The following is a 13,683-nucleotide window of genomic DNA, read 5'->3' as shown; positions in this document are numbered from 1 at the left end:
ACGCTAGCCGCGCCGGTCACTCGCCGCTCATCAGCACCACCTCAAGGGTGCGCGGACCGTGCACTCCCTCGACCCGGTCCAGCTCGATGTCGCTGGTGGCCGAGGGGCCCGAGATCCAGGTGAGCGGACGGGCCGGGTCCAGCCGTTCGAGGGCCTGTGGCACGGAGGCCACGACCTGCTCGGGAACGCGTACGACACAGATGTGGTGGTCGGGGACGAGGGTGATGCGGCGGCGGCCCTGGTCCGGGGAGCCGTCGAGGACGAGCGTGCCGGTCTCGGCGACGGCGACGGCGCAGCCCGTGAGGACGCTGTCGACCCGGTCGAGATCGTACGGAGTGCTCACCGCCCGGTCCGGCATCCGCACCGGGCCGGCCGCCGCCAGCCAGTGCGGAGGCAGCCCCGGTGGCACGAGTACGCTCTCGCAGCCGCGCTCCGCGTACAGCCGCGTCAGCAGGTCCGGCAGCTCCGTCGCCCGGCACCGGTGCACGATCGCGGAAAAGTCCGCGAGGTTCTCCGCGAGCAGATCGACGGTCCCCGCGATGTCGCGCGCACCGTGCTCGCGTGCGTAGTCACGGACCACCGCCGCCTCGTACGCGAGGTCGTCGGCCGGCACGTCGGCGAGCGCCCTGCGCACCCGGCCCAGGATCCGGTCCCTGCTGCTCACTTGGCACCCTTCCCGTCGTTCCTGCCGCCGTTCGTCCGCTGCCACCAGTCGCGGAACGGTTCCGCCGGCACCTTCGGCAGGTCCCTCGTCGCGCTCCAGGCCCGCCCGGGCCCCGGCAGGGTGCGCGGATGGAGCCACCGGGTGCGCGAGGCCAGGCGCTGGCCCACGCGCAGTGCTCCGGGCCGGGCGAACGCCAGGCCCGCCGCGCGCATCGCCGCCCGCTCCACCGCGTGCCCCTTCGCGGGCCGCAGCGTCACCTTGTTGCCCCGCAGCACCGCATCGCCGCCCTGCACGACGCGCTCCCGCAGATGCACGAGCACTTCGGGGATGTCGATGGCGACCGGACACACCTCGTAGCAGGCCCCGCAGAGCGACGACGCGAACGGCAGGGAGGCGTCGATCTCGCTCCGCGTGCCCCGTAGCTGAGGGCTGAGGATCGCGCCGATCGGGCCCGGATAGACCGAGCCGTACGCGTGCCCGCCCGCCCGCTCGTACACCGGGCACACGTTGAGGCAGGCCGAGCACCGGATGCAGCGCAGGGCTTGGCGGCCCACCTCGTCGGCGAGGGTGTCGGTGCGGCCGTTGTCGAGCACGACCAGGTGGAAGGTGCTCGGGCCGTCCGCCGTTTCGGAGTCCGTCGTGCCCGTCCACATCGAGGTGTACGGGTTCATGCGCTCGGCAGTCGAGGAGCGGGGGAGCGTCTGCAGGAAGACCTCCAGGTCGCGCCAGGACGGGATGGTCTTCTCGATGCCGACGACGGAGATCAGCGTTTCGGGAAGCGTCAGGCACATCCGGCCGTTGCCCTCGGATTCGACGACGACCAGCGTGCCGGTCTCGGCGACCATGAAGTTCGCCCCGGAGATGCCGACCTTGGCGCGCAGGAACTTCTCCCGCAGGTGCAGCCGCGCCGCCTCGGCGAGCTCGGCCGGTGTGTCGGAGAGCCCTTCCGGGGCCTGGCGGCCCCAACTGCCCATCTCCTGCTCGAAGATGTCGCGGATCTCGCCGCGGTTGCGGTGGATGGCGGGGACGAGGATGTGCGAGGGGCGGTCCTTGCCGAGCTGCACGATGAGTTCGGCGAGGTCGGTCTCGTAGGCGTGGATGCCCGCGGCCTCCAGGGCTTCGTTGAGGCCGATCTCCTGCGTGGCCATCGACTTGACCTTCACGACCTCCGTCTCACCGGTGGCCTTGACGAGGCCGGTGACGATGCGGTTCGCCTCGTCGGCGTCGGCCGCCCAGTGCACGGTGCCGCCCGCCGCGGTGACCGACTCCTCCAACCGCACGAGGTAGCGGTCGAGATGGCGCAGCGTGTGGTCCTTGATGCGCCTGCCTGCATCGCGCAGTTCGGCCCAGTCGGACAGTTCGGCGACGGCGCGGGCCCGCTTGTCGCGGATGGTGCGGGTCGCGTGCCGGAGGTTGGCCCGCAAGGTGGTGTCGGCGACCGCCTCGCGCGCGGCCCGGGGGAACGCGGGCATGCCGACGAATGTGCCGCCGCTCATGACAGGGGCTCCTCTTCCGTACTGGCCAGGATCTCCGCGATGTGGACGGGCCGCACGGCCGTGCGCAGCCGGGTCATCGTGCCGCCGATGTGCATCAGACAGGAGTTGTCCGCCGCGCACAGGACCTCGGCGCCGGTCGACTCGGCGTGCCGCGCCTTGTCGGCACCCATCGCCGCCGAGACGTGGGAGTTCTTCACGGCGAAGGTGCCGCCGAAGCCGCAGCACTCCTCGGCCCCGGGCAGCGCCACCAGCTCAAGGCCCCTGACCGCCCGGAGGAGCCGCTCGGGCCGCTCACCGAGACCGAGCGCGCGCAGACCGTGGCAGGTCGGGTGGTAGGTGACCGTGTGCGGGTAGTAGGCGCCGACGTCGGTGACACCGAGGACGTCCACCAGGAACTCCGTGAGCTCGTACGTCTTCGGCACCACCGGCGCGAGCGTGCGCGCGAGAGCGTCGCCCCGGCCCTCGGCGCGCGCCCGCTCGCCCATGCGCGGGTACAGCTCACGCACCATGGCCCCGCAGGACCCGGACGGCGTCACGATCGCGTCGTACGCGTCCGAACCGAAGACATCGGAGAAGTGCCGGGCGAGCGGCTCCGCCTGATGGCGGTAGCCGGTGTTGTAGTGCGCCTGCCCGCAGCAGGTCTGGGCCGCCGGGAAGTCGACGGCAACGCCCAGCCTGGTCAGCAGTTTCACCACTGCACGGCCCGTGTCCGGATAGAGCGTGTCGTTGACACAGGTCAGGAACAGGGCGACGCGCATCGCGGGTTCCTCCTCGTCGGTCATCGGATGGGTGCAGCGTACGCGGGCGTGCGGCGCCGTGGGAGGCGTCCGCGCCGCTAGTGGTGAGCACGCTGCGGGCGCCCGGGGCGCGGCGGCCCGTGAGGGGTGTGCTGGACTGGACGGCGAGGGTTCCGCAACTCGCCAACTCGCCAACTCGCCAACTCGCCAACTCGCCGACTCGCCATCCCCTCAGCTCGACACCCCGTCACCTCCTCACCTCGTCCGGGAGCAGCCTTGACCGTCACGTACCGCCAGCCGGGAGTCGTTCTCACCGACCGCCGCTTCAGTGTGCCGCTCGACCACGACGATCCGGCGGGGGAGCGGATCGAGCTCTTCGCCCGCGAGGCGGTGTCGGCGTCCCGCGGCGGCGCGGACCGGCCCTGGCTGATCTACCTCCAGGGCGGCCCCGGCTTCGGAGCCACCCGCTTCCACGGCGCCGAATCCTGGCTCGGCCGGGCCCTCACCGATTTCCGCGTCCTCCTCCTCGACCAGCGCGGCACGGGGAACTCCACGCCCGCCAACCGCCAGACGCTCCCGCTGCGCGGCGGCCCCGCCGAACAGGCCGACTACCTGGCCCACTTCCGCGCCGACTCGATCGTCAGGGACTGCGAGGCGATCCGCCCGGAGGTGACGGGCGGCGCCCCCTGGACCGTCCTCGGGCAGAGCTTCGGCGGCTTCTGCGCCACGCACTACCTGTCGGCCGCGCCCGAGGGCCTTCAGACGGCGCTCATCACCGGCGGCCTGCCCACCCTCGACGGGCACGCGGACGACGTCTACCGCGCCGCGTACCCGCGCATGGCCCGCAAGAGCGCCGCGCACTACGCCCGTTACCCCGAGGACGTCGAGCGGGCCCGCCGCATCGCCGCACACATCGCCGAGCACGAGCCGGTCCTCGAAGGCGGCTACCGGCTGACCGTCCCCGCCCTCCAGTCCCTCGGCATGCTGCTCGGCACGGGCGACGGCAGCCACCGGCTGCACTACCTTCTTGAGGACGCCTTCGTACGGACCCCCGCCGGGCCCGCGCTGTCCGACGCCTTCCAGGAGAACCTGCGGGCCGCCCTCTCGTACGCGGGCAACCCGCTCTTCGCCGTCCTGCACGAGTCGATCTACGGCCAGGGCGGCCGGGCCACCGCCTGGTCGGCGGAGCGGCTGCGCGCCGATTTCCCGCAGTTCGACACGGAGAAGACCCTGGCGGGCGACGCTCCGCTGCTCTTCACCGGGGAGGCCGTCCAGCGCTGGATGTTCGACAGCGACCCGGCGCTGCGCCCCCTGCGCGAGACCGCGGAGCTGCTCGCCGCGCGCACCGACTGGCCGCTCCTGTACGACACCGAGCGGCTCGCCGCGAACGAGGTGCCGGTGGCCGCGGCGGTCTACCACGACGACCTGTACGTCGACACGGAACACTCGCTGCGCACCGCCCGGACCATCAGGGGCCTGCGGACGTGGGTCACCGACGAGTACGAGCACGACGGCCTCCGCGTGAGCGGCCCGCGCGTCCTCGACCGGCTCCTCGCGCTGGCCCGCGGCGAGGCGTAAGGACCCGTGCACGACTCGGCCCAGGGGCCCCAACTCGTCCGCGATCCCCGGGAACAGGCATGCGAACAGGGCGCGTCGCACGGATAGGCTGACCGGCATGACCGAGCAGATTTCAGCCACACCCGCCGACCAGCTCACTCCCATGCCCGAGGACTGGCGGCGCGCGCTCGCCGTCGTCGCCCACCCGGACGACCTGGAGTACGGGTGCGCGGCGGCGATCGCCGGCTGGACGGACGGCGGCAAGGAAGTCACGTACCTCCTGGCGACCCGCGGCGAGGCGGGCATCGACACGATCGACCCCGCCACCTGCGGGCCGCTGCGCGAGCGTGAGCAACGGGCGAGCGCCGCCGTCGTCGGGGTCGAGGCCGTGGAGTTCCTCGACCACAGGGACGGCGTCGTCGAGTACGGCACGGCGCTGCGCCGCGACATCGCCGCCGCGATCCGCAGGCACCGCCCCGAACTCGTCATCACCCTCAACCACCGCGACACCTGGGGCGGCGTCGCCTGGAACACCCCCGACCACGTGGCGGTCGGCCGTGCCACGCTGGACGCCGCGGCGGACGCGGGCAACCGCTGGATCTTCCCCGAACTGATCGAGGAGCAGGGCCTCGAACCGTGGGGCGGCGTGCGGTGGGTCGCCGTCGCGGGGTCTTCGACACCCACCCATGCCGCGGACGCCTCGGCCGGTCTCGAGCGCTCGGTGGCCTCCCTCCTCGAACACCGCACCTACATCGAGGCGTTGACCGACCAGGACCCCGAGAAGTACTGCCGCTCGTTCCTGACGGGCAACGCGCAGGCGCTCGCGCCGCGCTTCGGCGGGAAGCCCGCGGTGGGGTTCGAGGTCTTCAGTCGGTGAGCCCGCTCCTCTAACCTGACGGGCCATCAGGCTCGTCGGGCCCGGGGAACGGGAGCGCGGATGATCGACACCATCGGCACGGACATCCCGGAGGGCGAGGAACGGCTGCGCCTCGACGTCGAGGACGGGCTCGGCATCCTCACCCTCTGCCGCCCGCGCAAGCTCAACGCCTGGAGCTGGGAGTCCACGCGCCAACTCGGCCTGCTGGCCGACCGCATCCGCTTCGACGACTCCATCAGGGCGGTGCTGCTGCGCGCCGATGGCCGGGCGTTCTGCGCGGGCATCGACATCACGGCCCGCGGCGGCGCGGTCACCGGCCGCTCCGGTGCGGAGCGCGTCCGCAACTACTACGAGGCCATGCGCTGGGTCCACGAGCGCTTCCGTGTCTTCGCGGAGCTTCCGCAGCCGGTCGTCGCGGCCGTGCAGGGGTACTGCCTGGGCTTCGGGTTCGAGCTCGCGCTCATGGCGGACGTGCGGATCGCGGCGGACGACGCGGTCTTCGCGCTGCCCGAGGCGCAGCTCGGCGTCGCGGTCGACGCGGGCGGCGACCTGCGCATCGCGCGTGAGGCGGGCGCGGGCTGGGCCAAGCTGCTCGCGTTCACCGGCCGCCGTATCGACGCCGCCACCGCCGAGCGGCTCCGGCTCCTCCAGCAGGTCGTCCCGGGCGCCGAACTGGCCAAGACGTCCCGGGCCTTGGTGGCCGAGATCGCGGCGAACGGGCCGCTCGCGGTGCAGGGCGTCAAGCGCGGCATCGACGCGTTCGCCGACACGGGCATGGCGGCGGCCCTCGACCGCGTCGCGGCCAACGCGGCGATCACGCTCACCTCGGAGGACTCCCGGGAGGGGTACGGGGCGAAGGGGGCGGGGCGGGCGGCGACGTTCGAAGGGAAGTAGGGGGCAACTCCGGTCCGTCGTCCCTCCGCTACGGATCCCCCTCGGAGATTCTGACGGCCTCACCCTTCGAAAGCCCCCCTCCCCATCTGCTCGCGCACCGTCACCACCGGTGGACTCATCAGCCCCCTGCGCTGCCAGTTCGCACCGTCGACCACCAGCGTGTGGCCCGTGATGAAGCGGGCGAACGGCGAGGCCAGGAACGTGGCCGCCCAGCCCAGTTCGCGGGGCAGGCCGACGCGCAGGGCGGGCTGGCGGGCCGCCGTGTCGCGCGCCCGGTCGAGGTTGTCGCGGATGTCGGCTGTCATGTCTTCGTGCGGCATCAGGCCCGGTACCAGGCCGTTGACCTGGATTCCGTACGGCCCCCACTCCACGGCCAACGTCTCCACCAGGCTCTTCACACCGGCCTTGGCCGCGGCGCTGTGGGCGAAGCCGGGGCCGCCCGTCCAGGCGTACGACGCCCCGATGTCGATGACCGAACCGGGGGTCCCGGCCGCCAGATGGCGGCGGGCGAATTCGCGCGTCATCAGGAACGTGCCGGTGAGCGTGATGTCGACGACCGAGCGCCAGGCGTTCGGGGACATGTCCTCGGCGGGCACGGGGAAGTTGGCGGCCGCGTTGTTCACAAGCACGCCCGGCAGGCCGTACGCCTCCTGCGCCGCATCGAAGACCTCGGCGACGCGTTCGGCGTCCCGGACGTCGCAGACCGCGGTGGTCACGCGCCCGCCCAGCGCCGCGAGGTCGTCGCGCGCCGCGCGGAGCCGGTCCTCGTTGCGGCTCGCGATCACCAGGTCGGCCCCGAGCCGCGCGAACTCCGCGGCGACGGCCCTGCCGAGCCCCGTCCCGCCACCGGTGACCAGGACGACCGTGCCGTCGTACGTACCGGGCGGCAGCGCGCAGGCGCCCTGCGGGGGAGGGGGCGGGAGTCCGGGCAGCGCGTCGGCCGGTCCACCGGTGCGGCCGTCCCCGGTGGCTCCGGCGTATGTCCCGTGGCCCGCCTCGTCGTTGGTCATGCGCGCATCGATACCTCGTACGGGACGAAACCTCCATGCCCGGTCCCCCCCCGTGAGCCTTTCGGGACGTCGGTTGTGACATGCGGAGGGTCGGCACCCGGCACTCACCCCGGCGCCGTCCGGATCGGTGCCGGGGCCCGGCCGGGTTGCCGCCCTGGGCCCGAGAAGATCGTCCCGTCTGCCGGACCATCAAGTCAATCCTCGGGTTTCCTTGCCCACCCCCAAGCTGTAACTTCACCGTCCATGACCCTCGACGACCTCCGCGTCTTCGTCGCCGTCTGCCGCACCGGCAGTCTCAGCGCCGTCGCACGCGACCTCACCTGCACCCAGTCCGCGGTGAGTCAGCACATCAGACGCCTGGAGCGCGAGACGGGCGTCGCCCTCCTGGAGCGCCACCCGCGCGGTGTCGTGCCGACCCAGGCGGGGCAGCTGCTGCACACGGCCGCCGCCGGCGGTCTCGGCGACATCGACCATGCCCTGCGCCGGCTGCGGGACCTGGTGCACGGCGAAGCGGGATCGGTGCGCATCACCACCGGGTCGACCACCGTCCGCCACTTCATGTCCACCGCCGTGGTCGACTTCCGCCGCCAGCACCCCAACGTCAGCCTGGAGTTCCAGACCACGCACTCCAGCCGCAGCTGCTTCGACGCCCTCCTCGCGGGCGGCCTCGACCTCGCCTGGATCACGCTGGGCGAGCCGGTACGCGGCATCGAGCAGCGCCCCGTCGTCGAGCTCCCCTGGGTCCTCGCGGTCGCCGCCGCCGATCCGCTCGCCGCCAAGTCCCGTATCGGCACCGAGGACTTGGCGGACATCAGACTCATCGGTCTGCCCGAGAACGCCACGTCCCGCTCCCGCCTGGACGCCTGGCTCGCCGCCTCCGGCACCGCCCCCACCTCGGACACCAGCGTCGCCGACTGGGACACCGCGATCCTGCTCGCCGAACTCGGCCTGGGCCACGCCATCGTCCCCGACCTGCCCGCCTGGCACGGCGCCGCCCACCCCGGCCTGCGACTCGTCCCGATCCCCGCCCTGCCCACCCTGTGGACCGGCTGGGCGGTACGCCGCTGGGACGCCCTTTCACCGCTCGCCCGCGCCTTCGCCGGCACGGTGGAGGCGCATTGCGCTGCTGCGTTCCAGCACGAGGGCGTCCGAGCTGACGACCCGAACGCGTAGAGCTGACGAAGCACTACTAGGCGTCGGTTCACGCCGAGACGGATCTCAGGATCCGCCGGAGAGGCCCTGACTCACGAGCCCGTGGACGCGCCCGTCCGCTCGCGCCCGAGCCACCGCCGCCTCCGTCTCGGGGGTGAAGACCCCGGCCCGGCGCCGGGCCGCCGTCGCCTCGATGTCGGCCATGAGCAGTTCGGCGTTGATCGTGACGCCCGCCCGGTAGCCGGCGCTCGCCGCGTTGATCACCTGCTCCATGGGGCCCGCGGCGTTGCCGACCGCCCAGATGCCCGGGACGCTGGTGCGGCCCGTCGCGTCCACCGCGGGGTAGGGCCCGAACGGCGTGTCCGCGCGGTCGGCGCCGAGCGCGGACAGCAGGTCGTCGCGGGGCACCGGGCGTGCGGCGACGAACAGCACCGAGCGCGGGACGACCCGCCCGTCGGCGAGCCGTACGCCCGTCAGCCGGTCGTCCTCGACCGCGAGGCCCGCGACCTGGCCCTCCACCACCTGGACCCCGGCGGCCGCCAGCCGCTCCCACTCCGCGTCCGGCAGCTCCCGCACGGTGTGCAGGAACAGCGTCACGTCCTTGGACCACTGCGTGACGATCAGCGCCTGGTGGCTGGAGAAGGGCTCCGCGGCGAGCACGCCGAAGGCCTGGTCCCGCGCCTCCCAGCCGTGGCAGTACGGGCAGTGCAGCACGTCACGGCCCCAGCGCGCGGCGACGCCCGGCACGTCGGGCAGCTCGTCCACGAGACCCGTCGCCATGACGATCCGGCGCGCGTGCGCGGAGCCGCCACCCGCGAGGGCGACGCCGAACCCGCCCGCGCCGTCCGGCGTCACGGCCGCCACCCGGTCCGGGACGAGCTCCACCCCGTACCGCCGCAGCTCCCGCCGCCCCTCGGCGAGGAACTCGGCGGGCGGCATGCCGTCCCGCGACAGGAAGCCCTGCATGTGGGCGGCGGGGGCGTTGCGCGGCTCGCCCGCGTCGACCACGAGGACCCGCCGCCGGGAGCGGCCGAGGACGAGCGCCGCGCTCAGCCCTGCCGCGCCGCCGCCGACGACCACCACGTCGTACATCTGGTCCTGCGCGGTGCCGTGCTGGTTCTCCATCGTGGTCGGCCTTTCATTCGCGTGCTGGTGCGTATCTCGGGACCAGCCCGTGGTCGTGTTCCGGGTCATGGGGACCACCTCCTCGCCCCGACCATGACGCGTCCGTGCAATTTCGACAAGCAGCTTTGCTGCCCCGGCAAAAGCCTGCATCATGGGGGCATGAGAGAAGACGAGACGGCCGAGCAGGAGTCGATGGATCAGGTCCTCACGGAGGTCGGCCCCCGGCTGCGCCGCATCCGCAAGGAGCGCGGTGCCACCCTCGCGGGCCTCTCCGCCGTCACCGGCATCTCGGTCAGCACCCTGTCCCGCCTGGAGTCCGGGCACCGCAGGCCCAGCCTCGAACTGCTCCTGCCCATCGCCCGCGCCCACCAGGTCCCGCTGGACGAACTGGTCGGCGCCCCGCCCGTCGGCGACCCGCGCGTGCGGGCCAAGCCGATCGTGCGGCACGGGCGCACCATGCTGCCCCTGACCCGGCAGCCCGGCGGCCTCCAGGCGTACAAGGTCGTCGAGCCCGCGCGCGCCAAGGCGGCACCCGACCCGCAGACCCATGAGGGGTACGAGTGGCTGTACGTGCTCTCCGGGAAGCTGCGCCTGATCCTCGGCGATCACGACGTGGTGCTCGGCCCCGGTGAGGCGGCGGAGTTCGACACCAGGGTCCCGCACTGGTTCGGGGCCACGAGCGAGGCGGGCGCGGAGTACATCAGCCTCTTCGGGCCGCAGGGGGAGCGCATGCACGTACGGGCGCGGCCCGCCCGTAAGGAGAGCGCGGACTGACGGTTCTCCCGGACGGTTCCCTTCGGGGCAAGCGACCGCTTAGTATGCGGACGAGCCCGGTCTACGACAGCCCCGTGGAGGCCCCGCATGCAGGCATGGCAAGTGCACGAGAACGGCGAGCCGGGCGAGGTGATGCGCCTCGCCGAGGTGGACCGCCCCGCGCTCGACGAGGGGCAGGTGCTGCTGAAGGTCCGCGCCGCGAACATCAACTTCCCGGACGCGCTGCTCTGCCGGGGGCAGTACCAGGTCAGGCCCCCGCTGCCGTTCACGCCCGGCATGGAGATCTGCGGTGAGACCGAGGACGGGCGGCGCGTGATCGCCAACCCGGTGCTGCCGTACGGCGGCCTCGCGGAGTACGCCGTCGCGGAGAGCGCCGCCCTGCTGCCCGCCCCGGACGCGCTGGACGACGCGGAGGCCGCCGCGCTCCACATCGGCTACCAGACCGGCTGGTTCGGCCTGCACCACCGCGCGCACCTCCAGGAGGGCGAGACCCTTCTGGTGCACGCCGCGGCGGGCGGTGTCGGCAGCGCCGCGGTGCAGCTCGGCAAGGCCGCGGGCGCCAGGGTCATCGGCGTCGTCGGCGGCGCGGACAAGGCGCGGGCCGCGCGCGAGCTCGGTTGCGACCTCGTCATCGACCGGCGCATCGACGACGTGATCGGCGCCGTCAAGGAGGCGACCGGCGGACGCGGCGCCGACGTGATCTACGACCCCGTGGGCGGCGACGCCTACGCCAAGTCGGCGAAGTGCGTGGCCTTCGAGGGGCGCATCCTCGTCATCGGCTTCGCCAGCGGCGCCATCCCCTCGCCCGCGCTGAACCACGCACTCGTCAAGAACTACTCGATCGTCGGCCTGCACTGGGGCCTGTACAAGACCAAGGACCCGGGCCTGATCCTGCGCTGCCACGAGGCGCTCTCCGAGCTCGCCGCCAAGGGGGCCATCAAGCCGCTGGTGAGCGAGCGCGCGGCGATGGCCGACGGCGCAGCCGCCGTGCAGCGCGTCGCCGACGGCGTCACGACGGGCCGCGTCGTCGTCCTGCCGCACGGAGGTGCCGCATGACCGACGCCGCCGAACTGCGCGCCCGAACCCAGGAGTTGCTGGCCGCGTACCCGCCCGCCACCACGGACCGCGCCGACTTCCTGGGGGCCCGCTTCGACGCCGGCCTCGCCTGGGTCCACTACCCCGAGGGTCTCGGCGGGCTCGGCGCGCCGCGCTCCCTGCAGGCCGTCGTGGACGCCGACCTGGAGGCCGCGGGCGCGCCCGACAACGACCCGCGCCGCATCGGCATCGGTCTCGGCATGGCCGCGCCGACCGTGCTCGGCTTCGGTACCGAGGAGCAGAAGCGCCGCTTCCTGCGCCCGCTGTGGACCGGCGAGGAGGTGTGGTGCCAGCTCTTCAGCGAGCCGGGCGCGGGTTCCGACCTCGCGGCGCTCGGCACCCGCGCGGTCCGCGACGGGGCGAGCGGCGACTGGGTGGTCAACGGCCAGAAGGTGTGGACCTCCAGCGCCCACAGCGCCCGCTGGGCCATCCTCATCGCCCGCACCGACCCCGACCTGCCCAAGCACCGCGGCATCACGTACTTCGTGTGCGACATGACCGACCCGGGCGTCGAGGTGCGGCCGCTGCGCCAGATCACCGGCGAGGCCGAGTTCAACGAGGTGTTCCTCACCGATGTGCGCATCCCTGACGCGCACCGCCTCGGCGAGGTCGGCGACGGCTGGAAGGTCGCGCAGACCACCCTCATGAACGAGCGCGTCTCCATCGGCGGCATGCGCATCCCGCGCGAGGGCGGCATGATCGGCACGGTCACCAGGACCTGGCGCGACCGCCCCGACCTGCGCACCCACGACCTCCACCAGCGCCTCACGAAGCTCTGGGTCGAGGCGGAGGTGGCCCGGCTCACCGGTGAGCGGCTGCGCCAGCAGCTCGTCGCGGGCCAGCCAGGACCCGAGGGCTCCGGCATGAAGCTCGGCTTCGCCCGCCTCAACCAGGAGATCAGCGGCCTGGAAGTGGAACTCCTCGGCGAAGAGGGGCTGTTGTACGAGGACTGGACGATGCGGCGGCCCGAACTGGTCGACTTCACCGGCCGCGACGCGGGCTACCGCTACCTGCGTTCCAAGGGCAACAGCATCGAGGGCGGGACCAGCGAGGTCCTGCTGAACATCGTCGCCGAGCGCGTTCTGGGCCTGCCCGCCGAGCCGCGCACCGACAAGGACGTCGCCTGGAAGGACCTCGCGCGATGAGCGACCTGCTGTACTCCGAGGAGGAAGAGGCGCTGCGCTCGGCGGTGCGCGCCCTGCTCGCCGACCGCTGCGAGCCCGCGGGCGTGATCGCCCGTACCGAGGCCGCCGAGCCGCACGACCGCGAGCTGTGGAAGGCCCTCACCGACGGCATGGGCCTCGCGGGTCTGCTGGTCCCCGAGGAGCTCGGCGGGCAGGGCGCCTCGCACCGCGAAGCCGCCGTGGTCCTTGAGGAGTTGGGGCGGGCCGTCGCGCCCGTGCCGTTCCTCACCAGTGCCGTGGTGGCGACCGAGGCGCTGCTCGCGTGTGACGGCGACGCGGCGCGCGAGCTGCTCGCCGCGCTCGCGGCGGGCCGTACGGTGGGCGTTCTCGTGCTCCCGCTGTCGTGCGCTCATGGCGAGGTGCCGTTCGCCGTACGGGAGGAGGGCGGCGCCCTGCACGGGCGGGTGACGGGTGTGGCGGACGCCGGGGCGGCGGACGTGTTCCTCGTCCCCACGGACTCGGGCCTCTTCGCGGTCGACGCCACGGACCGCGGGGTCACCGTGGAGCCGCAGACCTCCCTCGACTCCACGCGCCCGCTCGCCGCTGTCGGCTTCGACGGCGCCCGCGCGCGCGTGCTCGCCCCGGACGCCCGGCAGGCGGTCACCCTCGGCCTGCGCGCCGGGGCGGGGCTGCTCGCCTCCGAGCAACTCGGCATCGCCGAATGGTGCTTGACCGAGACGGTGCGCTATGTGAAGGAGCGCCATCAGTTCAACCGGCCCGTCGGCTCCTTCCAGGCGCTCAAGCACCGGCTCGCCCAGCTGTGGGTCGAGGTGGTCAACACCCGTGCCGCAGCCCGGCACGCGGCCGACGCGCTGGCCAGGGGCAGCGACGAGCCGTACCTCGCGGCGGCCCTCGCCCAGGCCTACGCGGCCCCCGTGGCGGTGCGCGCCGCCGAGGAGGCGCTGCAACTGCACGGCGGTATCGGCATGACCTGGGAGCACCCCGTGCACCTCTACCTCAAGCGCGCCAAGGCGGACTCGATCGCCTACGGCACGGCCGGAAGCCACCGCGAAGCGCTGGCCGCCCTGGTCGACCTCCGGGCCCCCTGACCGCCGGACGCACACCGCCCCAGGCTTTTGATGCAGCCCGCACCTACCCGGTGCGGGCTGCGCGTTTTA

The 13,683-nt window shown here is 73.2% G+C and carries 13 protein-coding genes; 8 read left to right on the top strand and 5 right to left on the bottom strand.

The features are described from left to right. Positions 1–16: 16 nt before the first annotated feature. Genes AC07DI_RS30925 through AC07DI_RS30915 form a run of 3 tightly spaced genes read right to left on the bottom strand, consistent with a single transcriptional unit; the run spans position 17 to position 2,918 of the window. On the bottom strand, positions 17–664 hold the full coding sequence (locus AC07DI_RS30925) for a LutC/YkgG family protein (RefSeq protein WP_478907562.1): 648 nt from the start codon (positions 662–664) through the stop codon (positions 17–19). Beyond that, a complete protein-coding gene (locus tag AC07DI_RS30920) occupies positions 661–2,160 on the bottom strand; it encodes a LutB/LldF family L-lactate oxidation iron-sulfur protein (RefSeq protein WP_478907560.1) in 1,500 nt (499 codons plus the stop codon). Before AC07DI_RS30920 ends, AC07DI_RS30925 begins: the two co-directional genes overlap by 4 nt. Beyond that, complete coding sequence (locus tag AC07DI_RS30915) at positions 2,157–2,918, bottom strand: (Fe-S)-binding protein (RefSeq protein ID WP_478907635.1); 762 nt, start codon at positions 2,916–2,918, stop codon at positions 2,157–2,159. The genes AC07DI_RS30920 and AC07DI_RS30915 overlap by 4 nt, the downstream gene beginning before the upstream one ends. Positions 2,919–3,173: 255 nt before the next feature. Between AC07DI_RS30915 and AC07DI_RS30910 the strand changes: the two genes are divergently transcribed. From AC07DI_RS30910 to AC07DI_RS30900, 3 genes are all read left to right on the top strand, one after another. Continuing rightward, positions 3,174–4,475 carry an alpha/beta fold hydrolase gene (locus AC07DI_RS30910; protein ID WP_478907558.1) on the top strand — a complete coding sequence of 434 codons (1,302 nt, stop codon included), beginning with the start codon at positions 3,174–3,176 and terminating at the stop codon, positions 4,473–4,475. Between the two features lie 97 nt (positions 4,476–4,572). Continuing rightward, positions 4,573–5,331, top strand: a complete 759-nt coding sequence (locus AC07DI_RS30905; protein ID WP_478907556.1) for a PIG-L deacetylase family protein — start codon at positions 4,573–4,575, stop codon at positions 5,329–5,331. A gap of 60 nt (positions 5,332–5,391) precedes the next feature. After that, positions 5,392–6,225: an enoyl-CoA hydratase/isomerase family protein gene (locus AC07DI_RS30900; RefSeq protein ID WP_478907554.1), complete on the top strand. Its 834-nt coding sequence runs from the start codon at positions 5,392–5,394 to the stop codon at positions 6,223–6,225. Positions 6,226–6,284: 59 nt separating this feature from the next. Here AC07DI_RS30900 and AC07DI_RS30895 read toward each other — a convergent pair whose 3' ends face one another. Then, complete coding sequence (locus tag AC07DI_RS30895; RefSeq protein ID WP_478907552.1) at positions 6,285–7,235, bottom strand: SDR family oxidoreductase; 951 nt, start codon at positions 7,233–7,235, stop codon at positions 6,285–6,287. A 243-nt stretch (positions 7,236–7,478) separates the two neighbouring features. Here AC07DI_RS30895 and AC07DI_RS30890 point away from each other — a divergent pair, with 243 nt between their 5' ends. Continuing rightward, positions 7,479–8,408 (top strand): LysR family transcriptional regulator, encoded by a 930-nt coding sequence (locus AC07DI_RS30890; RefSeq protein ID WP_478907550.1) that lies wholly within the window; start codon positions 7,479–7,481, stop codon positions 8,406–8,408. A gap of 45 nt (positions 8,409–8,453) precedes the next feature. Here AC07DI_RS30890 and AC07DI_RS30885 read toward each other — a convergent pair whose 3' ends face one another. Beyond that, the gene (locus AC07DI_RS30885; protein ID WP_478907633.1) at positions 8,454–9,512 is read right to left on the bottom strand and encodes an NAD(P)/FAD-dependent oxidoreductase; all 1,059 of its coding nucleotides are present in this window, start codon (positions 9,510–9,512) and stop codon (positions 8,454–8,456) included. A gap of 159 nt (positions 9,513–9,671) precedes the next feature. Between AC07DI_RS30885 and AC07DI_RS30880 the strand changes: the two genes are divergently transcribed. From AC07DI_RS30880 to AC07DI_RS30865, 4 genes are all read left to right on the top strand, one after another. Further along, positions 9,672–10,286 (top strand): helix-turn-helix domain-containing protein, encoded by a 615-nt coding sequence (locus tag AC07DI_RS30880; protein ID WP_384254248.1) that lies wholly within the window; start codon positions 9,672–9,674, stop codon positions 10,284–10,286. An 87-nt stretch (positions 10,287–10,373) separates the two neighbouring features. Continuing rightward, positions 10,374–11,342 (top strand): NADPH:quinone oxidoreductase family protein, encoded by a 969-nt coding sequence (locus AC07DI_RS30875; protein ID WP_478907548.1) that lies wholly within the window; start codon positions 10,374–10,376, stop codon positions 11,340–11,342. After that, positions 11,339–12,526, top strand: a complete 1,188-nt coding sequence (locus AC07DI_RS30870; RefSeq protein WP_478907546.1) for an acyl-CoA dehydrogenase family protein — start codon at positions 11,339–11,341, stop codon at positions 12,524–12,526. The genes AC07DI_RS30875 and AC07DI_RS30870 overlap by 4 nt, the downstream gene beginning before the upstream one ends. After that, on the top strand, positions 12,523–13,614 hold the full coding sequence (locus AC07DI_RS30865) for an acyl-CoA dehydrogenase family protein (protein WP_384254254.1): 1,092 nt from the start codon (positions 12,523–12,525) through the stop codon (positions 13,612–13,614). The genes AC07DI_RS30870 and AC07DI_RS30865 overlap by 4 nt, the downstream gene beginning before the upstream one ends. The last annotated feature ends 69 nt before the right edge of the window (positions 13,615–13,683 follow it).

It is taken from the genome of Streptomyces sp. NPDC044106, from assembly GCF_056433985.1.
The sequence above is the reverse complement of the archived record's forward strand: the minus strand, read 5'-3'. Positions and strand labels throughout refer to the sequence as shown.